18 protein-coding genes are annotated in these 24958 nt (G+C 71.5%); 6 read left to right on the top strand and 12 right to left on the bottom strand.

Translation table 11 applies throughout. The features are described 5' to 3' along the window. The first annotated feature begins 103 nt into the window (after positions 1–103). The gene (locus HQQ88_RS04310; RefSeq protein WP_216833964.1) at positions 104–1771 is read left to right on the top strand and encodes an APC family permease; all 1668 of its coding nucleotides are present in this window, start codon (positions 104–106) and stop codon (positions 1769–1771) included. A 16-nt stretch (positions 1772–1787) separates the two neighbouring features. On the opposite strand, the gene HQQ88_RS04305 is transcribed toward HQQ88_RS04310, so the two are convergent. Both HQQ88_RS04305 and HQQ88_RS04300 read right to left on the bottom strand, forming a co-directional pair. After that, positions 1788–3095 (bottom strand): LLM class flavin-dependent oxidoreductase, encoded by a 1308-nt coding sequence (locus HQQ88_RS04305; RefSeq protein WP_173168707.1) that lies wholly within the window; start codon positions 3093–3095, stop codon positions 1788–1790. A gap of 3 nt (positions 3096–3098) precedes the next feature. Next, positions 3099–4496 (bottom strand): PLP-dependent transferase, encoded by a 1398-nt coding sequence (locus HQQ88_RS04300; protein ID WP_173168706.1) that lies wholly within the window; start codon positions 4494–4496, stop codon positions 3099–3101. 135 nt (positions 4497–4631) lie between these two features. Here HQQ88_RS04300 and HQQ88_RS04295 point away from each other — a divergent pair, with 135 nt between their 5' ends. Beyond that, positions 4632–5900: an amidohydrolase family protein gene (locus HQQ88_RS04295; protein WP_173168705.1), complete on the top strand. Its 1269-nt coding sequence runs from the start codon at positions 4632–4634 to the stop codon at positions 5898–5900. A gap of 91 nt (positions 5901–5991) precedes the next feature. On the opposite strand, the gene HQQ88_RS04290 is transcribed toward HQQ88_RS04295, so the two are convergent. From HQQ88_RS04290 to HQQ88_RS04275, 5 genes are all read right to left on the bottom strand, one after another. Beyond that, positions 5992–6525 carry an NUDIX hydrolase gene (locus HQQ88_RS04290; RefSeq protein WP_367916974.1) on the bottom strand — a complete coding sequence of 178 codons (534 nt, stop codon included), beginning with the start codon at positions 6523–6525 and terminating at the stop codon, positions 5992–5994. Between the two features lie 116 nt (positions 6526–6641). Beyond that, on the bottom strand, positions 6642–7355 hold the full coding sequence (locus HQQ88_RS04285) for a M50 family metallopeptidase (protein ID WP_173168703.1): 714 nt from the start codon (positions 7353–7355) through the stop codon (positions 6642–6644). Between the two features lie 141 nt (positions 7356–7496). Next, positions 7497–7610: a Rax2 family protein gene (locus HQQ88_RS19380; protein ID WP_240347339.1), complete on the bottom strand. Its 114-nt coding sequence runs from the start codon at positions 7608–7610 to the stop codon at positions 7497–7499. Then, the gene (gene glmS, locus HQQ88_RS04280; protein WP_123294776.1) at positions 7610–9424 is read right to left on the bottom strand and encodes a glutamine--fructose-6-phosphate transaminase (isomerizing); all 1815 of its coding nucleotides are present in this window, start codon (positions 9422–9424) and stop codon (positions 7610–7612) included. Before glmS ends, HQQ88_RS19380 begins: the two co-directional genes overlap by 1 nt. A 425-nt stretch (positions 9425–9849) precedes the next feature. Beyond that, positions 9850–12546 (bottom strand): LuxR family transcriptional regulator, encoded by a 2697-nt coding sequence (locus HQQ88_RS04275; protein WP_173168702.1) that lies wholly within the window; start codon positions 12544–12546, stop codon positions 9850–9852. 487 nt (positions 12547–13033) lie between these two features. Between HQQ88_RS04275 and HQQ88_RS04270 the strand changes: the two genes are divergently transcribed. Then, positions 13034–14524 (top strand): MFS transporter, encoded by a 1491-nt coding sequence (locus tag HQQ88_RS04270; protein WP_131879783.1) that lies wholly within the window; start codon positions 13034–13036, stop codon positions 14522–14524. Between the two features lie 59 nt (positions 14525–14583). Here HQQ88_RS04270 and hisN read toward each other — a convergent pair whose 3' ends face one another. The 4 genes from hisN to aroA form a co-directional block, all read right to left on the bottom strand. After that, positions 14584–15366, bottom strand: a complete 783-nt coding sequence (gene hisN, locus HQQ88_RS04265; RefSeq protein WP_173168701.1) for a histidinol-phosphatase — start codon at positions 15364–15366, stop codon at positions 14584–14586. Positions 15367–15384: 18 nt separating this feature from the next. Then, positions 15385–16557: a hypothetical protein gene (locus tag HQQ88_RS04260; protein ID WP_131879779.1), complete on the bottom strand. Its 1173-nt coding sequence runs from the start codon at positions 16555–16557 to the stop codon at positions 15385–15387. A gap of 420 nt (positions 16558–16977) precedes the next feature. Continuing rightward, the gene (gene rsgA / locus HQQ88_RS04255; protein WP_173168700.1) at positions 16978–18057 is read right to left on the bottom strand and encodes a ribosome small subunit-dependent GTPase A; all 1080 of its coding nucleotides are present in this window, start codon (positions 18055–18057) and stop codon (positions 16978–16980) included. 3 nt (positions 18058–18060) lie between these two features. Beyond that, entirely contained in the window at positions 18061–19440 is a 1380-nt protein-coding gene (gene aroA / locus HQQ88_RS04250) for a 3-phosphoshikimate 1-carboxyvinyltransferase (RefSeq protein WP_173168699.1), read from the bottom strand. Positions 19441–19551: 111 nt separating this feature from the next. Between aroA and HQQ88_RS04245 the strand changes: the two genes are divergently transcribed. From HQQ88_RS04245 to HQQ88_RS04235, 3 genes are read left to right on the top strand one after another with little or no spacing between them, the layout of a single operon-like run. Continuing rightward, positions 19552–20319, top strand: coding sequence for a sigma-70 family RNA polymerase sigma factor (locus tag HQQ88_RS04245; protein ID WP_123294769.1), 768 nt, complete (start codon positions 19552–19554; stop codon positions 20317–20319). Further along, positions 20316–20558, top strand: a complete 243-nt coding sequence (locus HQQ88_RS04240; protein ID WP_111086426.1) for a zf-HC2 domain-containing protein — start codon at positions 20316–20318, stop codon at positions 20556–20558. Before HQQ88_RS04245 ends, HQQ88_RS04240 begins: the two co-directional genes overlap by 4 nt. 51 nt (positions 20559–20609) lie before the next feature. Next, complete coding sequence (locus HQQ88_RS04235; protein ID WP_123294768.1) at positions 20610–21050, top strand: GNAT family N-acetyltransferase; 441 nt, start codon at positions 20610–20612, stop codon at positions 21048–21050. 18 nt (positions 21051–21068) lie between these two features. Here the strand turns inward: HQQ88_RS04235 and HQQ88_RS04230 are convergent, their stop codons facing one another. Next, positions 21069–24821: a multifunctional oxoglutarate decarboxylase/oxoglutarate dehydrogenase thiamine pyrophosphate-binding subunit/dihydrolipoyllysine-residue succinyltransferase subunit gene (locus tag HQQ88_RS04230; RefSeq protein ID WP_173168698.1), complete on the bottom strand. Its 3753-nt coding sequence runs from the start codon at positions 24819–24821 to the stop codon at positions 21069–21071. Between the last annotated feature and the right edge of the window lie 137 nt (positions 24822–24958).

Below are 24958 nucleotides of genomic sequence, written 5' to 3'. Positions count from 1 at the left end.
TGTTTCCGGCATGTTAAAGAATCCGGCCAACCCGCTGTCCCGGTGCCAGAGTCGATGAGCGCGACCCCCGTTCGTGGGGCCCGCTCACTCGACGGGAGCAGCAGTGGCTACAACGACGACGCCGGCGTTGCCGGACTCCGGCCTCAAGCGGAACGTGGGCTTCATCGGGCTCATCTGGGCCTCGACGGGGTCGATCATCGGCTCCGGTTGGCTCTTCGGGTCGCAGGAGGCCCTGAAGACCGCCGGCCCGGCCGCGATCATCTCGTGGCTCATCGGCGGTGTGGCGATCCTCGTCCTCGCCCTCGTGCACGCCGAACTCGGCGGCATGTTCCCGATCGCGGGCGGGACGGCACGGTTCCCGCACATCGCGTTCGGCGGCATCGCCGGCGCGTCGTTCGGCTGGTTCTCCTGGTTGCAGTCCGTGACCGTCGCCCCGATCGAGGTCGAGGCGATGATCAAGTACGCGCAGCACTGGCAGTTCGCGCACCCGTGGCTGCACACGACGACGGTGGACGGGGAGACGCAGCAGCTGCTCACCGGCGCCGGCATCGCGGTCGCCGTCGTCCTCATGGCGGTGGTCACCGTGATCAACCTGCTCAGCGTCCGGATCCTCGCGAACACGAACTCGGCGGCGACGTGGTGGAAGGTCGCCATCCCGCTGCTGGTCATCGTCGTGCTGGCGTTCAGCGGGTTCCACGGCTCGAACTTCACGGCGGCTGACGGCTTCATGCCCGAGGGTGCCAAGGGGGTCCTGGCGGCGGTGTCCACCTCCGGCATCATCTTCGCCTTCCTGGGCTTCGAGCAGGCCGACCAGCTCGCGGGTGAAGCGAAGAACCCGCGGCGGGACATCCCGCGTGCCGTCATCGGCTCGGTGCTCATCGGGCTGGTGATCTACCTGCTGCTGCAGGTCGTGTTCCTCGGGGTGCTCCGGTCGGATGCGATCCAGGGGTCCTGGGCCACCGCCGACTTCACGAAGTACACGGGGCCGTTCGCCGACATCGCGATGGCCGCGGGCATCACGTGGCTGGCGGTGGTCATCTTCATCGACGCGATCATCTCGCCCGCGGGGACCGGGCTGATCTACGTGACGGCGACGAGCCGCATCTCCTACGGACTCAGTCGCAACGGGTACTTCCCGAAGGCGTTCGAGTGGACGACGAAGCAGGGCGTGCCGTGGGTCGGGCTCGTCGCGGCGTTCGTCGTCGGTTGCGCGTGCTTCGCACCGTTCCCCTCGTGGCAGGGGCTGGTGAGCCTCATCACGAGCGCGTCGGTCCTGATGTACGCCGGTGCCCCGTTGGCGCTCGGTGCGTTCCGGAAGCGGATCCCGGAGATCGAGCGCCCCTACCGGATGCCCGCCGCAGCGGTGCTGTCACCGATCGCGTTCATCGTCGCGAACCTCATCATCCTGTGGACCGGGTGGGACACCGACTGGAAGCTCGGCGTCGCGATCCTCATCGGTGCCGTGGTGATCATCCTGAACAACGTGTTCCGCGGTGCCTCGAGCGTCCGGCCGCGCTGGGACTGGAAGGCGGCGCAGTGGCTGCTGCCGTACCTGATCGGCATGGGGCTCATCGTGTTCCTCAGCGACTTCGGTCCGCTGACGCACCCGGTGTTCCCGCTGTGGATCGACATCGTCGTCGTCGCGGTGTTCTCGCTGGTGATCTACTACTGGGCGATCAACTCCGCCTCGGACCGTGCGGAGATCCTCCGCACGGCCGACGACGTCCGTGACGTCGAGGAATCAGGCGTGGTCGAGCCGGTCCACCACTAGTCGAGCCGGTCCACCACTAGAAGTCGAACAGGTTCGCCCGGATGCCCCCGGCGCCGTACTCCCGCCGCAGGAGCCCACGGCGCCGGAGCACCGGCACCAGGTCGCCGAACATCCGGTGGATCTGCGCCGGGTGCAGGTCGCCCGAGAAGATGATGCCGTCGTTGTCCGCGTCCGACCCGAGCTCCTCGATGAAGTCCGCGAACTCGTCGGCGGTGCCGACGAAGCCCTCGCGCGAGGACACGCGCCCCTTGCGGGCCTTGCGCTCCAGGAGCGCGCGCAGCGGGGCGTCCGGGGTGTCGCCGAGCAGCCCGCGGATCGTGCCGGCGGAGACGTGGTCGCCGAAGGTCCCGTCCGGCACTGGAGCATCGAGGTCGAGCGCGAGCAGGTCCGTCTCGGAGTCGCTCGACCACGCGATCGCCGCGGTCCGCAGGTCGTCGTCGGACGGGTGCCGGGACGCCTCGACGATCCGGTCGGCCTCGTCGGACGACGAGACGATCTCGGGCTTGAGGACGAACAGGATGCGCAGGTCGGCGGCCGTGCGTCCGGCGGCCTGCGCTGCGGCGATCACGCGACCGCGGTAGTCCGCCACCGCGGCGGCCGACAGGGGCGCGAGCGCGAGTTGCACGTCCGAGTGGGTGCCGGCGAACGCGAGGCCCCGACCGGAGCCACCGGGGGAGACGACCACCGGGTCCGAGTCGAGCGGCAGCGCGTTGAGCGGGCCGTCGGCGGTGAAGTACGCGCCCTCGTGGTGGAAGGCATCGAGCGCTTCCCCGTCAGCGAAGTGCCAGTCGGAGGGGTCCCCGACGTACCCGGACGACCCCCACGACCCCCAGAGCCGGCGGAGCAGCGTGATCCACTCCTCGGCCCGGTCGTACGCTTGGTCGTGCGGCAGCGGTGGCAGACCGGCGTGCCGGGCACTGCCGACGTCGGTCACGACGTTGATGCCGAGCCGCTCGGAGGACAGGTGCGCCAGTGTGGCGAACTGTCGTGCAGCCAGGTACGGCGGCGTGAACCCGGCGTTGACGGTCGGCGCGATGCCGATGTGCGAGGTCGCCGCGAACAGGTACGGCGCGAGCAGCAACGGGTCGTGCTTCGGGCCGCCGTACGCCTGGCGGATGCGCAGGTCGAGCGTCGACGGGTTGCCGAGCGAGATGGCGTCCTCCGCGATCACCAGGTCCATGCCGGCCTGCTCGAGCGTGCGGACGGACTGCTGGTACAGGTCGGGCTTGGTCCAGTCGTGGCCCCAGTCCCAGTCCGAGCGCCCCCACGCCTGCGGGCCGAACCCGCGTGAGAAGAAGTACCCGAAGTGTTGCGGTCGTGCCATCGTCTAGAGCTCCTCCGAGATCACGTGCGTGCCCGGGACCGAGTGTTCCAGGGACGCGCGCTCCGCGTCGGACGCGCCACGGGCCTCCAGACCGACTCTGCCGTCTGCGGAACGCAACGCGGCGAACCCGCGTTCCAGGTCGCGGAGCAGGTCCGCGACGTCCTCGATGCCGACCGACAGTCGGATCAGGCCGTCGTCGATGCCCTGGTCGGCGCGCTCCGCGGCGGTCTTGCCGGCGTGCGTCGTCGTCGCGGGGTGCAGGATCAGCGAGCGGACGTCGCCCAGGTGGGTCATCCGGCTGAACAGCTGGACGCTGTCGATGAAGGTGTGCGCGGCGGCTTCGCCGCCCGCCAGCGTGAACGCGAAGACGGAGCCGGCACCGCGCGGCAGGTAGCGCTGGGCGAGGTCGTGGAACGGACTGGAGGCCAGACCCGCGTGGTCGACGCTCGTCACCTCCGGCTGTGCTTCCAACCACTGCGCCACCGCCAGCGCGTTCGCGCTGTGGCGTTCCACGCGCAGGCTCAGCGTCTCGATGCCCTGGCGGATCAGGAACGCGTTGAACGGCGACGGGGTGGGGCCGATGCGCGAGGCGACGACGTCACGCGCGAAGACGACGAACGCCCGGTCGCCGTAGCGCTCGACGTAGCTGTCGCCGCCGAGCGACCGCTCCGGGCTGGTGAGGTGCTGCCAGCGCTCGGGGGAGGCGGACCAGTCGAACGTGCCGCCGTCGACGACCACGCCGCCGAGGCCCGCGCCGTGGCCGGACAGGAACTTCGATGCCGAGTGGATGACGATGTCGGCACCGTGCTCGACCGGGCGGACCAGGTACGGCGTCGCCAGGGTGTTGTCCACGATCAAGGGGACCCCGGCACGGTGCGCGGTGTCGGCGACGCCGGTGATGTCGAGGACGTCGTTCTTCGGGTTCGGGATCGTCTCGGCGAAGAACGCCTTCGTGTTCGGGCGGACGAGCCGCGCCCACTCGTCGAGGTCGCGCTGGTCGGCGACGAAGTCGACCTCGATGCCGAGGCGGCCGAGGTTCTGCACGAGCAGCCCCTTGGTGCCCTCGTAGATGCTGCGGGCGGCGACGACGTGGTCGCCCGCCTGCAGGAGCCCGAGGAACGCGATGGTGGCGGCCGCCTGGCCACTGCCGACCAGGATCGCCTCGACGCCCCGCTCGAGCAGGGCGACGCGGCGCTCGACGTCGGCGTTCGTCGGGTTGCCGAGGCGGGTGTAGGTGTAGCCGTCCTCGGTGCCGGCGAAGCGGTCGCGCGCCTGGTCGAAGTCGTCGAAGAGGAAGCCGGAGGACATGTGGATGGCCGGGATCCGTGCGCCGTGCCCTGCGTCGGGTACGAAGCCGCCGTGCACCTGTTCGGTCGAGAAACCGTGATCGTCGTTCGCCATGGGACACCTCCGGGAGTCGTCTGGCGGTAGCCTCGCAGCCTTCGCTGCGTGGACAGGCGATTGCGGCGTTCCGTTACGCGGAACCGGGGTGCGGTGGGGTCGCGGCGGAGCCCTGGCGGCTGCCACGATGGGGGCATGGCGACCGACGAAGCGACCCTGATCATCCGCGATGTCCGTCCGTGGGGTGGTGCGCGGTCGGACATCCGGGTGGCGGGCGGCCGCATCGTCTCGGTCACCGCGACCGGAGCGGGCGACGACGTCGCGGGCGGTGCCAGTGCCAGTGCCAGTGGTGGTGCCGGTGCCGGTGCCGGTGCTGGTGCTCGGGTCGTCGACGGGCGCGGCCAGCTCGCGCTGCCGGGGCTCGTCAACACGCACGCCCACGTCGACAAGAGCTGGTGGGGGCACGAGTGGGAGTCGTACGGCGGCGAGCCCGGCACGCAGGGGCGCATCGCGCACGAACGGGCTCGGCGTGACGCCCTCGGGATCCCGAGCGAACCCGTCGCCACGCGGGTGCTGCGCGAGGGGCTGCGCACCGGCACCACCCGGGTCCGCACACACGTCGACGTCGACCTCGGCGTCGGGCTGCGGGGGATCGAGGCCGTGCGTGCGGCGGCCGACGCGCTCGACGGTGCGGTCGAGGTGTCGATCGTCGCCTTCCCGCAGGACGGCGTGCTCCGGCGGCCCGGTGTGCTCGACCTGCTGCGGCAGGCGGCGACGGCCGGAGCGGACCACATCGGCGGGCTCGACCCGTCGCTCATCGACCGCGACCCGGTCGGGCAGCTCGACGGCCTGTTCGCCATCGCCGCCGACACCGGGTGCGGCATCGACATCCACCTGCACGAGCCCGCCGAGCTCGGTGCGTTCGCGTTCGACCTGGTGCTCGACCGGGTGGAGCGGCTCGGCATCGCACCGGGCAGGGTCAACATCGCCCACGGGTTCGCGATCATCGACGTCGATCCCGTGCGTCGCCGCGACCTGCTCGCCCGGATGGCGTCGCTCGGCGTCACGATGACCACCGTCGCCCCGGTGCGGATGCGGCAGCTTCCCCTGCACGAGTTCGACGAGGCCGGCGTGCGGTTCGGCTTCGGCACCGACGGCATCCGTGACCTCTGGAGCCCCTACGGCGACGGCGACCTGCTCGGCATCGCGTGGCAGTACGCGCGGGCCGGCGGTGTGGTGCGGGACGAGGACCTCACCCGCGTGGTGGAGCTCGCCACGCGGGACGGTGCCCGGTTCGTCACCGACGAGGCGCACGACCTCGTGGCGGGGGCGCGTGCCGACGTGGTGCTGCTCGACGCCGAGAACCCGATGGACGCCCTGGTGCGGCGGGTGCCGCGGTCGCTCGTCGTCGCCGGCGGCCGGGTGTTCGACCCCGCCGAGCTCGCGCAGCGCCCCTGGGAGTAGGCGCGGGGCTGCGCACCCGTTCTGCGACATTGCACCAGTCGATCACCGCGTGGATCGTCGCGGACGTGGTGCGAGCAGGATGCGCGAGGCGTCAGCCGCGGTAACCGACCGATGCGACGGCCGCCGACAGCCGGCCCGGCAGCCCCGGCGGGATCCCGGCCGGCAGGTCGTCGAGCGCGAACCAGCGAACGTCGTCACTCTCGTCGCTGACCGCCGTCACCACTGACGGGTCGGCGAGGGCGACGAAGCCGACGTCCCAGTGCGCCGCGCAGGCGAACCCGCCGCCGAGCTCGTGCCGGTCCAGGTCCGCGATGCGGCCGTCGACGAGTTCGAGGTCGGTGATGCCGGACTCCTCGCGGGCCTCGCGACGTGCGGCGTCGGCCAACGAGGCATCCGACGGCTCGAGGTGCCCGCCGAACTGCACCCAGAAGCCGCCCTTGCGGTGCAGGCAGAGCAGCACCCGGACCAGGTCGGGCGAGAACACGAAGCACGACGCGGTGAGGTGCTCCGGGCCGCCGTCACGCCACAGGGAGGCGTCCCCTCGGGCGGCGACGAACGCGGCGAACCCATCGCGGTGCCGATCGTCAGCGGTGGCGAGGGCGGTGGTGACGGTGTCGAGCAGCACCGCACCATCCTCCCAGGTGTGGTGAGGGGGACGCGGTGGGTGGCGACGACGCGGAACGACGAGGTCGACGTCGTACGACATCGAGGGCGTCGTTCCGGGTCGACCACGGCACCCCGTCAGAAGAGTGCGCGCACGCCCGCCACCACGGTGTCCCAGACCTCGAGCAACGGGACCCGTGCGAGCCACACCGCCAGGCCGTTCGCCAGCACGAACAGCACGAACCAGACCCCGGCCGGCACCCGCGTCTCGGCTGCGGCGATGTGGAAGTCCGTCTGCACGCGGGCGCCGGTGAGCAGCCACCGTGCGACCTGCACGACGGACCGCAGTCCGTCGACGACGAAGAACGCCCCGACGGCGGCGACCACGAGCACCGTGGTCTCGGACGGACGCAGTGCCACCCACAGCGCCAGGACGTCGAACCCGAGGACGACGAGCAGCCCGAACCAGTTCCGCACGAACACCAGCGCCACGAGCCCGATGACCCCGAGCACGGCGACGGGCAGCCACCGCGAGCCGTGCAGCACCCCGGTCACCAGCAGCACCCCGGCCCAGAGCGGCGCGCTGTACCCGGCGTAGAGGTTGAGGATCCGGACGAGCCAGCGGATGCCGCCGGGGACCCGGCCGAGCTGGACCCATGCCTCGCCGGAGCCGTCCGGGTGCAGGTCGATGCGCTGGATGCGGCCGCCGAACGGGACGACGACGATGCAGTGCCCGACCTCGTGGGCGATGGTCGCGGCGATCCGGGCGACACGTCCGACGAGCGGCAGGAACGGCAGGAGCGCGCCGACGACGAGCGCGACGAACACGAGGGGCGGGGCTGCGGTGGTCAAGGGACCAGCATCGCAGCCGTGTCCCGCGAACTGCCCGAGACCCGGCGGCGAGGACGATGTGGAACGACCTCCTCGACGTCGTACGACATCGAGAACGTCGTTCCGAGTCGACGCCCGCCCGCCCGCCCGCGCCCGCCCGGCTCAGCCCAGGACGGTCGGCCCGGCCACCACGACCACGAGCACCGTCGTCATGGCGATCGCGAACGCCGTGAGCACGACCAGGAACGTCGTCAGGTGGTTCATCCGGCCGCGCATCACTCGACCGTCACCGACTTCGCCAGGTTGCGCGGCTTGTCGACGTCGCAGCCGAGCTGCAGCGCGAGTTCGCGGGCGAGCATCTGCAGCGGCACGACGGCCTCGAGCGGACCCCACGGCGCCGCCATGGCGCCCCAGGCGAGTCCGCCGGTGCCGCGGCTGCCGAGCGCCGGGATGTCGGAGCCTTCGCCGCCGATGGTGATGACGAACCCGCCGCGGGCCCGGACCTCGGCGATCGCCGACTGGATCTTCGGCTCGCCGTGGTCGATCACGACGACGGGGGTGCCCTCGTCGACGAGGGCGAGCGGACCGTGCTTCAGCTCGCCCGCGGGGTACGCCTCGGCCCAGCGGTAGCTGAGCTCCTTGAGCTTGAGTGCGCCCTCCGCGGCGTACGGCAGGCCCGCGCCGCGGCCGAGGAACAGGAAGCCGGTGGCCTCCTTCACGCTCGACACCAGGAGCGGCATCCGGTCGGCGGACACCTGCGTGGCGTGCTCGATGCGTGCCGGCAGGTCGAGCAGTTCGTCGACGAGCGCGTGGGCACGTGCGACCTCGATGCGGCCGGACGCCACGAGCGCGGAGATCACCGCAGCGACTCCGACGACGACCTGCGCGGTGAACGTCTTCGTCGCGGCGACGCCGATCTCCGGACCGGCGTGGCAGTCGAGCACGGCGTCGGCGCGACGGGCGAGCGAGGAGTGCATGTTGTTCGTGAGCGCGAGCACCGGGTGGCGGTCCTCGAAGCGGTCGAGCGCGCGGAGGACGTCGGCGGTCTCGCCGGACTGGCTGATCGCGACGACCAGGGTGTCGGGGCCGAGGACGGCCTGGTCGGCCTCGCTGGCGACGACGATGTCGGTGGGGACGCCGCCGATGCCGCGCAGCGCGGTGGCGATCACCTGGCCGGCGTTGAGCGAGGTGCCGCAGGCGACGATCGCCAGTCGCTGGAAGGCGGGCAGCCCGAGGCCGACCCACATGCTGCCGTCCGCGGTGCGGCGGGCGATGCGGTCCAGGATCGTGCTGACGACGTCGGCCTGCTCGCCGATCTCCTTCGCCATGTGGTCGGGGTGGTCGCCGAGGTCCAGCGCGGTGGCGGCGAACGGCGACGGGGTGGGGAACGGCACGGGGACGGTGATCCCGTTCGACGACCAGGTCCAGGCCTCGCCGAGCTCGACGACGTCACCGTCGCGGAGCGCCACGAAGGTCTCGCACCACTCGGCGATCGCACCGATGTCGCTCGCCACGAAGTCGCCGCGGGCGGATCGGGCGACGACGAGCGGGGAACGGTCCGCAGCCACGACCATCCGGCCGTCGCGGGCGTCGAGGACGACGATCGCCCACGACCCCTCGAGCTGCGCGGTCGCGATCTGCACGGCGAGCATCAGGTCCGGGTCGACGGCCAGGGCGCGCTCGACGAGGTGCGCGATGACCTCGGAGTCGACCTCGGAGCGGAACCGGTGGCCCTGCGCCGTGAGCATGTCACGCAGGCGGTCGGCGTTCTCGATGATGCCGTTGTGCACGATGCTGATCCGGCGCGAGCAGTCGGCGTGCGGGTGGGCGTTCGCCTCGCGCACGGCACCGTGCGTGGCCCAGCGGGTGTGGCCGATGCCGACGCCGGTCAGGGCGTCGCCGGACCGGGCGGCGACGAGCGTGCGCAGGTCCCCGACGCGGGAGACCGAGCGGATCGTCTCGGTGCGTCCGGCGGCGGTCCGGACGGCGATGCCGGCGGAGTCGTAGCCGCGGTACTCGAGTCGTTCGAGTCCGTCGAGCAGGTAGGGCGTCGCGTCGTCAGACACGCGGGCCGCGATGATGCCGCACATCGGCTGTCCCTTCGGGGGAACGGGGTGGGGGAGTGGAGCGGGGTTCGGCACCGACCGCCGTCGGGTCTGCCGCGCGTCCGGGCCCTCGCAGTCCTGACCGGCGCCCGTCCTCGGATCAGGCGAGGACGGACGACGGAGTGGGTGGGCCACGAGGTTCGGGTACCGGACGGGGTACCGCGGTCTGGCCCCTCGGGAGGGGCACGGCGGTCGGTGCATGAGAAGCCTCACCCGGCGACGCCGCCACGGCAACAGTCGTCGGCTGCTCTTGCGGTTCCCCGCGTGCGGGGGACGCCGCGGTGCGGTCGCGTGCGGACTCCCGCAACGTGCGCGCGCGACGCACGCCGCGTCCTGGACAGCGAAAAGGCGGACGGGAGGCCCGGTACCAGCTGGTACCGGGCCTCCCGTCCGCCTTGTGCTCGCGTCGACTACGTGAGCAGCGCGACCAGGTGGGAGCGCGACCGCGCGCCCACCTTGCGGTAGATCTGCGTGAGCCGCAGCTCCACCGTGCGCTGCGACATGAACAGCGACGACGCGATCTCGCGGTTGCGGTAGCCCTCCGTCACCTTCTGCACCACGGCGCGCTCCTCGGCCGTGAGCGAGGTGAGCACCGCCGAGGCGTCCGGAGCGCTCCGGGGCGTCCCCGGCATCGACGCGGACAGCACCGGTGCGGACCGGAGCGACGGCCCCGTGCCGAACGGCGGCATGGCCGCTGCCGGTGCGGGGGTGACGAGGGGACGGCGCATGCCGGCCGCCTCGTACGCCGCCGCTGCTGCCGCACCGAGACGCGGACGCTCGGCGGGGTTGCCGACCGTCGCGAGGGCCGCGAACGTCCGTGCCCGCTCGAACTGCGAGTCGTGCGGCTGGAACAGCTCCAACGCGCGGCGACGGGCGGTGTCCCGGGTGGTGTCGTCGGCGACGAGCGCGAGGCTCCTCGCCAGCACGAGCGCACCCCAGCGACCCGGTCGGGCGTGGTGGTCCGCAGCGAGCCGCGCGGTGATGGTGCGGGCGTCGTCGATCCGTCCGAGGCGTGCGTACGCCTCGACCAGGTCGCCGAGGTGCCGGAGCACCGCGGGGTTCCGCAGGGACCGACCGATGGCGTCCGCCGCTTCGAGTGCGGCGGCTGCTTCCTCCAGTCGGCCATCGAGCAGCAGGACCCGACCGCGGAGCGCGTGCAGCTTCGCCGTCGCACCCCACAGGCGGCTCGTCGAACGGTGCTCGAGGCACCGGTCCACGACCGCCAGGGCATCGGCGGAGCGCCCCTCGGCGAAGTGCCGCCAGGCGATCGCGATGGCCCGCGACGGCTCACGGAGCCGTTCGACCACCGAGGAACCGGCCTCCCACACGTCGATCGCGCGGAGCGCCTGCCGGAAGTTCCCGGAGCGCACCTCGTTCTCGGCGGTCAGGTAGCGGGCTGCCTCGGTCCACACCGGCGCCGTCTGCGGGCCACGGGCGAGGACGAGTGCGAACACCCGTCGCGCGCTCCGGTACCGCTCGGCGATGCTCAGCGCGTGGGCGAGCAGCAGCAGGGCCGGGTCGGACATCGCCAGCAGCACCGACGTCGCGAGTCCGTCGTGCAGGTCGGTGTCCGACGGCAGGGTGCCGTCGATCGCGGCGATGAGCTCCCGCGCGGTCGTCGTGATCTCCAACGTGTGCGGAGATGCCGACGCCTCGAGGGGCTCGACGCGGTGCAGCAGGTCCTTCGCCTGGTCGAGCTCCCACGCCTCGGCACGGAAGCACGCCACCATGGCCATCAGCCCGGCGACCGCGTCCACGTCGGCCGGTTCGGTCGCGTCCACCGACACGAGGAGTTCGTCCGCGTGCACGGCGTCGCCACTGAGGTACTGCGCCGAGTACTGCAGGCGCAGCCGGCGGACCTCGTGCGCCGTCGTCCGGAACGGACGGAGCGCGGCGAGGTAACGCGCGGCGAAGCCGAGCAGCCGGTTGCCGAGCAGGGCCTCAGCGACCCCGAGCAGCGCGACGAGCTCGTCCTCGGTGCCACCACCGACGTGCAGGGCACGCTCGGTGAGGGCGATCGCGGCGTGCACGTTGCCGTCCACCACGTAGGACCGTGCGGCGCTGAGCAACGCGACCACGTCGGGGACGTCGTCGACGAAGCTCCGGTGCCACGCGGCTGCCCGCGGGTCGGACTCGGCGCTCGCCGTGGCCAGCGCGGCGTGCGCCGCGCGGCGGTCACGGGCGGGCATCCGCCAGTACAGCGCGGACCGGACCAGGGGGTCGCGGACCGTCACGCTCTGGCCCCGCACGGTGGCGAGGCCTGCTCCGACCAGGTCGTCCAACTCGTCGCGGTCCCAGGCCGTGGTCTTCGCGACCGGCACCAGGGCGAGTTTCGCGAGGACGTCCAGATCTCGTCCTGCGGCGGACCCGAGTGCGAGGGCTGCGAGGGCCTCGGTCGTCGGAGTGGGTCGGAGCGGGAGCACGATCGGCTCCGCACCGGTGAGCTGCTCGCGGCTGAGCACCGCGAGTTGTTCCCGGAGCGCGCCGGGGTTGCCACCGGTCTCCGCGGCGAGGACGGCGAGGACGCCGTCGTTCGCTTCTTCCGGTGCCATGGCCCGGGCGAGGACGAGTGCCTCGTCGGACGGCAACGGCTCGATGCGGAGCGCCGGCAGGGCCGCGAGCGGACCGTCCGACGGCACCGAACGGACCGTCGCCACGACGCGCAGGGCGGTGCCTGCGAGTCGGCCGGCGAGGAACGCGATGAGCTCCTGGCTCTCGACGTCCATGCGGTCGAGGTCGTCGATCAGCACGAGCGTCGGCGGCAGGGTGAGGGCGTGCACGGCGTCGAGGAAGTCGTGCGCCGCCGCCAGTCCGGCGGTCACGGGGACCGCCGTCTCACCCGTCTGCAGGAGATGGGCGATGTGGGCCGTCGCACGAGGGTCGTCGAGCGCGGTGAACAAGGAGGTCACGCCGGCCAGCGGCCAACGGGATTCACTCCCGTTGACACCGACCCGCACGACGGGGAGGGAAACGCGGTTCGAGACCGCGTCGAGGACGCTGCTGCGTCCGGAACCAGGGTCGCCGACCACGACCATCGCGGACTCCCGAGGGAGTACAGCGAGGGTCGCGATCCGGTCGACCTCGAGACGTCGACCGGTGAGTGCCATGACTCACCGGCCTCCGGGCCCGGAAGCGGATCCTGCGGAGAGGTCGTCGGCGAGCGCTCTGAACGCTGCGACGGGGCGCCGTGAGGCGGACCGGACTGCTGCACGGTGGGTGGCCGTGTCGGAGTGCGGACGGATGGCGGCGACTGCGCGCGCGCCGGAGCTGTCGTGGATTGAATGCGGTCGACGAGTGAGGGTGCACTCGGTTCCGCTCGGGAACGATGATGTCATCGTCTGTATCACCCCTCGGGTTAGGGTCTTCGGACGAACACGGGAGGCCGTGCACGTGCACTCGGATCTAGGGAATCCAGGTGCTTGCGTGACCTTCCGTACGAGCACGATAACTCAGGTCCTGACCATCTGAGCCGCCCCGCGCACCGCGTATCCGGCAACGGTGCCCCCAGTCCGGGGGGCCACGACGAGGGGGTGTCACCCACCCGGGGGGTGGGTCTCGCCCGCCCGGAGGCCGGTCGGTGTACGAACGATGGTGATGTCCAGCGCTGACCCGACCGACGCCCGCCTCGACGACCGCACGCGTTGGAGGGCCTTCGCCGTGTGCGTCGCGGTGGCTGCCCTGACGATCCTCGACCTGTCGAAGGTCAACGTCGGGCTGCCGTCGATCGAGAAGTCCCTCGGCGCCACCAGCTCGTCGCTGCAACTCATCGTGGCGGGGTACGCGCTGGCGTTCGGCCTCGCCCTCGTGCCCGCCGGTCGGCTCGGCGACCTGAAGAGCCGCCGTGCCCTGTTCATCATCGGACTCGTGGCGTTCACCGTGTCGAGCCTGCTCTGCGCCGTGGCGCCGACCATCGAGGTGCTCATGGTCACGCGGATCCTGCAGGGCTTCGCCGCCGGCACCCAGATGCCGCAGGTGATCGGACTCGTGCAGCAGTTGTTCCGGGGCCCGGAGCGCGGACGGGCCTTCGGGCTGTTCGGCGCCATGATCGGCATCTCGACGGCACTCGGCCCGACGATCGGCGGTGGCCTCATCGCGATCGGCGGTGAGGAGAACGGGTGGCGGCTGCTGTTCTGGATGAACGTGCCGCTCGGACTCGTCGCGCTGTTCTTCGCGATGCGGCTGCTGCCCAAGGGGGCGCAGGGACAGGCGAAGGACCGCGAGCTGGACATCGTCGGCATCCTGCTGCTCGGCGCCGCCATCATCACGCTGATGCTGCCGTTCGTGCTCACCACGGGTGCCGGCGACTCCGGTGCCCGGTGGCTCTGGCTGATCGCCTTCGTCGTGTTCCTCGGCCTGTTCGTGCTCTGGGAGGTCCGGTACAAGCAGCAGGGCAAGTCACCGGTGGTGCACTTCGAGCTGTTCCGGCTGTCGTCGTACCGCAACGGGCTGTCGATCGTGGCCGTCTACTTCGCGGCGATCCCGGCGTCCTTCCTGATGGTGACGCTGTTCCTGCAGGAGGGGCTCGGGCTGTCACCGCTGTTCGCCGGCATGGTGAGCATCCCGTTCGCGGCCACGAGCGCCGTGGGGTCCTACATCGGCGGACGGATCGTCGACCGGGTCGGACGGGCCCTGGTGGTCTTCGGGCTGTTCATGGTCGTCGTCGGCTTCGTGCTCCTCATGCTCGCCGCGGTGCTGACCCCGCCGGAGGTCACGCCGTGGGCGATGGCCGGGGCGTTCCTGGTCGGCGGGCTCGGCGGCGGGTTCGTGGTGTCGCCGAACCAGACGCTCACCCTGGCCGAGATCCCCGTCGAGCAGTCCGGGGTCGCCGGGTCGATGCAGCAGCTCGGGCAGCGCGTCGGGACCGCGATCGGGACCGCGGTGGCGACGAGCATCTTCTACGGGATCGTGCGGGGTGCTGCTGCCGGGGGCTCCGGCGGGAGTCGGCTCGATGCGTACCACGACGCGTTCCGGAGCGGCACGACGTTCACGGTCTCGCTGATGGCCCTCGCGCTCGTGCTGGCGGTCGGCGACCTGGTGGTGCGGCGGCGTGCTGCCCGGCGTGAGGCGGCGGCTGCGGCTGCCTGATCGACTCGGAACGACACCCGCGACGTCGTCCGACGTCGAGCGTGTCGTTCGGGGTCGCGCTAGCGGCGGATGACCTCGACGACGGCGTCGTGCACCAGGCCGTTCGTCGCGAGTGCACTGCCGTGCCAGGCCCCGGGGTCGCCGTCGAGTGAACTGAAGCGCCCGCCGGCCTCTTCCACGATGGGCACGAGGGCCGCGATGTCCCACGGCTTCAGGTCGGGTTCGCCCGCGATGTCGATGACCCCCTCGGCGACCAGCATGTACGACCACATGTCGCCGTAGGCGCGCGTCCGCCAGACCTTGCGGGACAGGTCGACGAGGGACTCGAGCCGGTCGTCGTCGTCCCACTGCTGGATGCTGTTGTAGCTCAGGCTCGCGTCGGACAGGTCCGCGACACCGGAGACGCGGAGGTCGCCGTCGAACGAGTGCGCGCCGAGGCCCTCGGCCGCCCACCAGCGCTTACCGAGCGCGGGGGCGCTCACGACGCCGAGCACGGGGCGGCCGTCGACCGCCAGGGCGATGAGCGTCGCCCACACCGGCACGCCGCGCAGGTAGTTCGCGGTGCCGTCGATCGGGTCGATGACCCACTGACGGTGCCCCTCGCTGGTCGCCTCGGCACCGGTGTTCGCCGTGGTCTCCTCGCCGAGGAACGCGTCGTCGGGGCGTTCCGTCGCGATCCGCTCGCGCAGGGCGTGTTCGACGGCCTGGTCGGCGTCGGTCACGTGCGTGCTGTCGGCCTTCTTCGACACGTGCAGGTCGGCGGCGCGGAACCGCTCGAGGCTGATCGTGTCGGCGATGTCGGCGAGCGAGCGGGCGAAGTCCAGGTCGGCGCTGAGGTCCACGGGTCGAGCGTAGCGGGGCTACGCGGCGACGACCTCTTCCTCTTCGAGCCGGGTGACCTCACGCTCGCGGGCGATGCGGGTGCGGCGGGCGACGAGACCGTGCACGACCACGCAGAGCAGGACGGCCGCGGCGAGCCAGAGGGCGAGCACCAGGGACGACCGGCCGAGCGAGGCGTCCGGGAAGTACTGCAGGTCCTGTGCTGCCTGCAGCCACGCGGCGCCACTCCAGAAGGAGTGGAGCGCGGAGAAGAACCCGGGCACGAACGACGCCTGGAAGATGCCGCCGGACGACGTGAAGTTGAGCATCACGAACAACATGGTGAGCACGGGCGTCGTCCACCGCCCGAGGACCGGGTGCAGGCCGACGCCGATCGCGACGATGATCGCGTCGTACAGCCAGGCGAACAGGAACACCTGCCAGTGGTGCGTGGTGATGACGCCGTAGATCGGCCCGGCGACGATGATCCCGATGCCGGCGACGACCCCGGCGGTGGCGAGGCCGACCACCGCGGTCCACACCGCGCGGAGCTTCGTCGCGACGGACGCCACCGCGATCGCCGATGCGTAGCCGCCGACGCTCAGGGCGACGAGCAGGAAGAACAGCCCCTGGCCGGTGCTGTCCTGTTCACCCGTGGGGACGACGTCGACGACCCGGAACGGCACGTGCTGCTCGTACGCGATCGGCAGGAAGACCTTCTGCGCGGCGCTCGCGGTCGTCTCCGATGCCGCGGTCGACACGTAGAGCGTCGCGCCCGTGGTGGTCGGGGCGTACACGGCGGCCAGGTCGCGGTCGCGGATCTGCCGCTCGGCGTCCTTGGTCGACGCGACGACGTGGGCGACGAGGGCGCCGTCGGACTCGTCGGTGACGGTCTGGGCGAACACCTGGGTCGCGGCGGACTGCCCGACGATGCCGACGGGCAGTTCCTTCGGCGCGGGGGCGTGGAAGGCACCGAGGTACGCCAGGCCCATGCCGGCGGCGAGGAACAGCGGCACGAGGATGTGCGTGGCGAAGGTCAGGAGCACCCGTCCGAGGCCGGCCGGGCGCAGGACGCTGTCGGTGCGCTGCGGTCGCGGTGCTCGTGAGGACTTGTGGGTGGGGGAGTGGTGCGCGTGCGACGTCGTTGTCGTGCTCGAGGACGGGGCGTCGACGGCGGGGGTCGGCGCAAAGTTGTACTTTGCAACTTCAGACACGAGGGTTCACTGTACAACACCGCTGCACACTTGTCGACGCGTGCTGGGTGGGGTGAGCTGGGGTCGGGCACGGTGGGATGAGGTGCCACGCCCGAGCGCTCTCCGCCGAGGTTCCACAACATGCCGCGCGCGGTTCGCCGAGGTTCCACGAACGGCCCGAACCACCGCCGAGATGTGCAGATTTCGGAACCTCGACGGGTCGCGAGGGGGCGGGGAGTGACGGGCGGGACTGGCCACGCCTGGACAGGACGGGCGGGCGGGTCGGGGCGCCGGAGTGGTCACGACGTGCCATGCGTCGGAGCTCGAGCGGCCACGAACCGTTGAATGCTGCTCCGTCAGGCGACAGTTCGTGACCCATCGGCGCACGCCGACGGGCGGGACGGGCGCGACGGGGCGCGGGCGCGGGAGCGCGCCGCCGGGCTACTCCAGGCCGGGGTCGGAGGCGCCCATGCCCGTCAAGAGCGCGCGGAACGAGTCGAGCCGTTCGACACCGGTGACGCCGAGCTCGCCGTCCTGCACCCGGTCGACGATCTCCCAGTCGTGCGCTTGCGCCAGGGGGATGCCGTCCCGCGCAGGGCGCACCGGGATCGCGTGCGAGGCGAACGCGCGGAACACGTTCGCGGGGTCGACGTGCCCGAGGCCGAACGACCGCACGCCGGGGGTGTCGATGATCCACCCGCCGTCACGGACCCGCAGCGCGATCGACGACGACGAGGTGTGCCGCCCGCGCCCGGTCACCGAGTTCACGACGCCGATCGCCCGCGTCGACCCGGTCAGGGCGTTCACGAGCGTCGACTTGCCGACACCGGAGTGCCCCACGGTCACGGTGACCTTGTCGTCGAGCAGGTCGTGCAGGGCCTCGAACGGGACGTCGTCGGACCGGCTCGTCACGATCCGGAGGTCCAGGCACGCGAAGTGCGCCAGGAACGGTGCCGGGTCGGCGAGGTCCGTCTTCGTGATGCAGAGGATCGGGTCGAGCCCGGCGTCGAACGCGGCGACCAGGTACCGGTCGATGAGCCGGGTGCGGGGCTCGGGGTCGGCGGCCGCCACGACGATGAGCATCTGGTCGGCGTTCGCCACGATGACGCGCTCGACCTCGTCGGAGTCGTCGGCACTGCGGCGGAGCAGCGTGGTGCGCTCGGCGACCTTCACGATGCGCGCCAGCGATCCGGGGTCGCCCGAGACGTCGCCGACGAGCGACACGTGGTCGCCGGTGACGACCGACTTCTTGCCGAGCTCGCGCGCCTTCGTCGCCGTGATGACGTGCTCGGATCCCGGATCGGAGCCGGAGCCGGATCCCGTCCCCACCAGCACGCCGAACCGCCCACGGTCGACGTTCGTGACCCACCCCACGGGCGCGTCGTCGTACGTCGGCCGGGTCTTCGTTCGGGGCCGGTTGCCCTTCGGGTTCGGACGCACCCGCACGCTCGACTCGTCGTACTGTCCGTACGGTTCGTCCGCGTCGGAGTCGTCACCGTCGACGTCGTCCCACCAGCTCATGCGTCAGGCCCCCGCGTCCCCGGTCGAGACCAGCGCCGCCCACAGCTCGGGGAACTGCGGCAGCGTCTTGGCCGTGCACCCGATGTCGTCGACGGCGACGCCGTCGACGACGAGGCCCACGACGGCGCCGGCCGTCGCCATCCGGTGGTCGTCGTACGCGGCCCAGTCGCCGCCGTGGAGCGCGGCAGGCTCGATGCGCAGGCCGTCGTCGAGTTCGTGCACCGCGCCTCCCGACCGGTTCACGTCCGCCGCGAGCGCGGCGAGACGATCCGTCTCGTGCCCACGCAGGTGGCCGATCCCGGTGATCTCGGTCGGCCCGCCGGCCAGCGCGGCCAGCGCGACGAGCGCCGGTGCGAGTTCACCGCCGCGGCTGAGGTCCAGGTCGAGACCCGGCAAGGAGGCCCCGCCCCGGATCCCGACGCCGCCGTCGACGACCAGGTCGTCGCCGTCTCGGGCCACGGTCGCGCCCCACAGGGGCAGGAGCGTCTCGAGGTCGGCGCCGACCTGCGTGGTCTCGCGCGGCCAGGTGCGGATGCGGACGGTGCCGCCGGCGACGAGCGCGGCGACCGCGAACGGCGCGGCGTTCGACAGGTCGGGCTCGATGGTGACGTCGCGCGCGGCGATCGGACCGGGGTGGACGACCCACTCGCCGACCGCGGGTTCGTCGACGGTCACGCCGCGGGCACGGAGCGCGGCGACGGTCATCTCGATGTGCGGCAGGCTCGGCAGGCGCTCCCCGACGTGGGTGAGGTGCAGGCCCTCGTCGAAGCGGGGCGCGGAGAGCAGCAGGCCCGACACGAACTGCGACGACGCCGACGCGTCGATCGACAGGGCGCCACCGCGCACCGAACCGGTGCCGGTGAACGCGAACGGCATCGAGCCGTCGCCGTCGTCGGTGACGTCGACGCCCAGGTCGACGAGCGCCCCGATGATCGCGTGCATCGGACGCTTGCGGGCGTAGGGGTCGCCGTCGACGACGACCGTGCCGACCGCCAGGGCGGCCAGCGGCGGCAGGAACCGCATCACGGTGCCGGCGAGGCCGCAGTCGACGCGGACGTCGCCGTGCATCGGTGCCGGGGTGATCCGGAGGTCGGGGCCGTAGGGGTTCGGCTGCGCGCCCGGTGCCGGCTCGACCTCGTCGATCCCGACGCCGAGCTGCCGGAGCGCCGCGATCATGAGCGCCGAGTCGCGCGAGTGCAGCGGCAGGCGGATGACGGAGGGGCCGTCGGCGAGGGCGGCGAGCACGAGCTCGCGGTTCGTCAGCGACTTCGAGCCGGGCAGCGCGACGTCGCCGCGCAGGGGACCGCGCGCGAGCGGGGCGATCCAGGGGGCCGGGTCCGCGGCGGCCTGTGCACCGCTCTGGGAATGCGTCGTGTCTGCCATCGGTTCACAAGACTACTGAAACGATCGGGAGGACCCTTGGCGACAGCACTCGCACCCTCGCGGACGCGCCTGCCCGGCGTGTCCACGTCGCTCGCTCTAGACTGGCCCGCGATGACGACCGACGAGCCGCAGGCAGCACCGCACGACCTGGTCGAGGAGACCGAGGAGCAGCTCGACGCGGTCGAGGCGGAAGAAGCGGACGACGAGTCCTTCGTCGACGCCAAGACCGTGTCGGCCGACGAACTCCGGGCCCTCTTCGAGACCCAGGCACTGCCCTTCATGGACCAGCTGTACGGCGCGGCGATGCGGATGACCCGCAACCCGGCCGACGCCTCGGACCTGGTGCAGGAGACCTTCGTCAAGGCGTTCGCCGCGTTCCGCCAGTTCAAGCAGGGCACGAACCTGAAGGCCTGGCTGTACCGGATCCTGACGAACACGTTCATCAACACGTACCGCAAGAACCAGCGGAACCCGTACCAGGGCACCATCGACGAGCTCGAAGACTGGCAGCTCGGCGGCGCGGAGAGCGTCACCCAGTCGATCTCCGCACGGTCCGCCGAGGCCGACGCGATCGACCACCTGCCGTCGTCCGCCGTCAAGGACGCCCTGCAGGCCATCCCCGAGGACTTCCGGATGGCCGTGTACTTCGCTGATGTCGAGGGCTTCTCGTACCAGGAGATCGCCGACATCATGAAGACCCCCGTGGGGACGGTCATGAGCCGTCTGCACCGTGGTCGCCGGCTCCTCCGGGGGCTCCTGGCGGACCACGCCCGTGAGACCGGCATCGTCCCGGACGCAGCGTCGACGGCGACGATGCGCGGACGAGGCCGGAAGACTGCCGCGACCGAGGGTCGCGTCGATGGGAAGGAAGCACGATGAGCGGCTGCGACTGCTCCAAGGCGAAGGCCGAGCTCGAGGAGTTCCTGCACGGGGAGCTCTGCCGCGAGGACGCGGCGGACATCCGTGAGCACATGGACGACTGCGAGGACTGCACGACCGAACACCGCGTCGGCGTCGTCCTGATCGAGACCGTGCGCCGCGCGTGCAAGGAGACCGCTCCGGAAGAACTGCGTGGCGAGATCCTCGCGCGCATCCGGCTGGAGCAGTCGACCCACTGAGGTCCTCGGCTCCGTCGTCACACGGCGGGTCGGGTCGGTAGTGTCACGGACATGACCCTCCTCGTCGAGTCGATCACCACCTGGTCCGACACGGACGTCTCCGACGTCGCTGCCCTCGTCCGCCTGCTCGGCCACGAGGTCGACGACGCCGCGATGCGCGCACGCCTCGAACGGCTCACGCCCGAGGCCGGACACCGCACCTGGGTGGTGCGCGGCGACGACGGTCGCGCGGTCGCCGTCGCCGGCGCGCAGGTCACCTGGGCGTACGCGAGCGACGAGCCGACGGCGCAGCTCCTGCTGCTGGTGGTCGACGACACGGCCAGGAGGCTCGGCACCGGTTCGGCGCTCATCGGCACCTTCGAAGCATGGGCCGTCGAGCAGGGCGCGCGTCGCCTGAGCGCCGTCAGTGCGGCTGCCACGGACAGCGCGCACCGGTTCTACCAGAAGCGCGGGTACCACGACGCGGGTGTGCGCTACACGAAGATCGCGTAGCGCACCCCGGCGTGGGGTCTAGCCGAGCGCCTTCTCGATGACCTCGGTGGCTTCCTGCGCGGAGCGCTTCGACGACCCGGTGGCCGGCGCTGCACTCGCGGCACGGGCGGCGACCGACAGCGGTCGACCGTCGAGGTGCGGCGACAGGTTCATGCAGACGAACGGCCAGGCGCCCTGGTTCTCCGGCTCCTCCTGCGCCCACACGACGTCGGCGTCCGGGTAGCTCGCCAGCACCTCGAGGATGCGCTCGAGGGGGAGCGGCGCGAGCTGCTCGAGCCGGACGAGGGCGACGTCGGTGACCCCGCGCTTGTCCACCTCGGCGCGCAGGTCGTGGTGCACCTTGCCGGAGTGCAGGACCACGCGACGCACCGCCGCCTTCTGGGCCACGCGGTCGTCGTCGATCACTTCCTGGAACGTGCCGTTCGTGAAGGCCTCGACCGCGCTCGTCGCTTGGCGCAGGCGGAGCATGGCCTTCGGGGAGAACACGATCAGCGGCTTCTGCGGACGCTCCCACGCCTGGCGGCGCAGCAGGTGGAAGTACGACGCCGGAGTGGACGGGCGGGCGACGACCATGTTGTCCTCGGCGCACAGCTGTAGGTAGCGCTCGATGCGGGCGGACGAGTGGTCCGGTCCCTGGCCCTCGTAGCCGTGCGGCAGCAGCAGGACGAGGCCGGAGCGCTGCCCCCACTTCTGCTCTGCCGACGAGATGAACTCGTCGATGACGGTCTGGGCGCCGTTCGCGAAGTCGCCGAACTGCGCCTCCCACAGCACGAGTGCCTCGGGCCGCTCGACCGAGTAGCCGTACTCGAACGCCATCGCCGCGTACTCGCTGAGCAGCGAGTCGTAGATGGTGAACCGGGCCTGGTCCTCGGTCAGGTTCGACAGCGGCAGCCACTCCTGGCCGTTCGACCGGTCGTGGAACACCGCCTGGCGCTGGACGAAGGTGCCGCGGCGGGCATCCTGGCCGGCGAACCGGACGGGCTTGCCCTCCACCAGCAGCGAACCGATCGCCATGAGCTCGGCCATCGCCCAGTCCACGCCGCCGTTGCGCGTCATGTCGGTGCGCTTCGACAGCAACTGCTGCAGCTTCGGGTGGATCGAGAAGCCAGCGGGCGGGTTGCTGTGCGCGTCACCGATGGAGCGGACGAGCTCTTCGGACACTGCGGTCTCGCGGACCTCGACCTCGGAGTCGTCCTGCTGCGCCGCCGGGCGTTCGAGCCCCTGCACGGCGCCGTCGTCGTCGACCTGGATCACCGGGATGGTGCCGGTCTGCGCCTCGTGCGTCTCGGCGAAGGCCCGCTCCAGGCGGTCCTGGAAGTCGCGGTGCGCCTCGTCGTACTCTTCCTGCGTGATGTCACCGCGGCCGACGAGGGCCTCGGTGTACAGCGTGCGGACGGACCGCTTCGCCTCGATCAGGTTGTACATGAGCGGCTGGGTCATCGAGGGGTCGTCGCCCTCGTTGTGCCCGCGGCGGCGGTAGCAGATGAGGTCGATGACGACGTCACGGTGGAACGCCTCGCGGTACGCGAACGCCAGGTCGGCGACGCGTGCGACGGCCTCGGGGTCGTCGCCGTTCACGTGGAAGATCGGTGCCTGGATCGTCTTCGCGACGTCGGTGGAGTACACCGAGCTGCGCGCCGACTCGGGCGGGGTGGTGAACCCGACCTGGTTGTTGATGACCAGGTGCACGGTGCCGCCCGTGCGGTAGCCACGGAGCTGCGACATCTGCAGCGTCTCGACGACCACGCCCTGGCCGGCCATCGCCGCGTCGCCGTGCACGAGCACCGGCAGGACGTTCGTCGAACCGGGGCCCTGCTTGTCCTGCTTGGCGCGGACGATGCCCTCGAGCACGCCGTCGACGGCCTCGAGGTGGGACGGGTTCGCCGCGATCGTCACGGGGATGCTCGAGCCGTCCGACGTGCGGAACAGCCCCTCGGTGCCGACGTGGTACTTGACGTCGCCGGAGCCCTGACCGGACACCGAGCCCGGCAGGGACGAGCCCTCGAACTCACGGAAGATCTGGCCGTAGGTCTTGCCGGCGATGTTCGTCAGGACGTTCAGGCGACCGCGGTGGGCCATGCCGATCGCGACCTCGGCCAGGCCGACACCGGCGGCGTGCTGGATGAGCGTGTCGAGGAAGGCGATGGTGGACTCGCCGCCCTCGAGCGAGAAGCGCTTCTGCCCGACGTACTTGGTCTGCAGGAAGGTCTCGAAGGCCTCGGCCTCGTTGAGCTTGCCGAGGACGCGGAGCTGCTCGTCCTTCGACGGCTTCGAGTACGGGACCTCGATGCGCTCCTGCACCCAGCGGCGCTGCTCCGGGTCCTGGATGTGCATGTACTCGATGCCGACGGTGCGGCAGTAGGCGTCGCGCAGGATCCCGAGGACGTCGCGCAGCGGAGCACTCGTCGTGCCGGCCAGCCCGCCGGTGACGAACTCGCGGTCGAGGTCCCAGAACGTCAGCCCGTGGCTCTCGATCTCGAGGTCGGGGTGCGTGCGCTGGCGGTACTCGAGCGGGTCGATGTCGGCCATCAGGTGCCCGCGGACGCGGTAGCTGTTGATGAGCTCCTGCACGCGGGCGGTCTTGTTGACGCGGTGCGCCAGGTCGACGTTGATGTCGTTCGCCCACTGGATCGGCTTGTACGGGATCCGGAGCGCCGCGAAGATGCCGTCGTAGAAGCCGTGCTCGCCGATGAGGCGTTCGTGCACGTGCTTGAGGTACTCGCCCGAACCGGCGCCCTGGATCACCCGGTGGTCGTAGGTGCTCGTGAGGGTGATGGTCTTGCCGATGCCGAGCTCGACCAGGGTCTTCGACGCCGAGCCCTGGAACTGCGCCGGGTACTCGAGGGCTCCGGCGCCGATGATCGAGCCCTGCCCCTTGGTCAGGCGGGGGACCGAGTGCACGGTGCCGATGCCGCCCGGGTTCGTGAGCGAGATCGTGGTGCCCTGGAAGTCGGCCGGCGTCAGCTTGTTGTCGCGGGCCCGCTTGACGAGGTCTTCGTAGGCCGACAGGAACTGGCCGAAGGTCAGGGTCTCCGCACGCTTGATGCTCGGCACGAGGAGCGACCGGGTGCCGTCCTTCTTCGGGACGTCGATCGCGATGCCGAGGCCCACGTGCGCCGGGGCGACGACGAACGGCTTGCCGTCGCGCTCCTCGTAGAACACGTTCTGGCTCGGGAAGTCCTTGAGTGCCTGCACCATCGCCCACCCGATGAGGTGGGTGAAGGAGATCTTGCCGCCGCGGGCACGGCGCAGGTGGTTGTTGATGACGATCCGGTTGTCGATCATCAGCTTCGCCGGGATCGTCCGGACGCTCGTGGCCGTCGGGACGGTCAGCGAGGCGTCCATGTTCGACGCCAGGGTCTTCGCCATGCCCCGGAGCGGGGTCGCCACGTCCTCGTGGGTCTCCTCGTGGTCGTCGGCGGCGTCGTTGGCCTCGGCCGGGATCGGCGGCGGGGTCGGCTGGCGCGACGTGGTCTTCGCCTGGATCGGACCACCCTGCGCCGACGCCTGCTGCGCTGCCGCCTGCTGCGGGGCCGGCGCGTCACCGGTCGCGGGCTGCTGCGTGGTCGACTGCGCGGGCGTCGAGGACTGCTGGCCAGCTGCCGGAGCGCCGCCGACCTGCGTGCGGTGGTAGCTCTCGAGGACCGGCCACCAGGACTTGTCGACCGACTCCTTGTCCGCGACGAACTGCTCGTAGAGCTCGTCGACGAGCCACTCGTTCGCCCCGAATTCGCCCGCGGTCTCGTCCGTTCCGGTCAGATGGCTCGACACAGCCGATCGCCCACTCTCCGTCGATAGATGCTCGTGTGTGTCGTGCGGTGCAACCCTGCCCCGCACAGGTGCCAAGCCTAGCCGCTCGCACATGTCCGTTCGGTGTCAGCCGCGGCGCGAGTCGGGGCCCGGTCCGG

The organism is Curtobacterium sp. VKM Ac-2861 (assembly GCF_013204965.1).
Classification (GTDB): Bacteria; Actinomycetota; Actinomycetes; order Actinomycetales; family Microbacteriaceae; genus Curtobacterium.
This window is presented reverse-complemented; position numbering and strand designations above follow the sequence as displayed.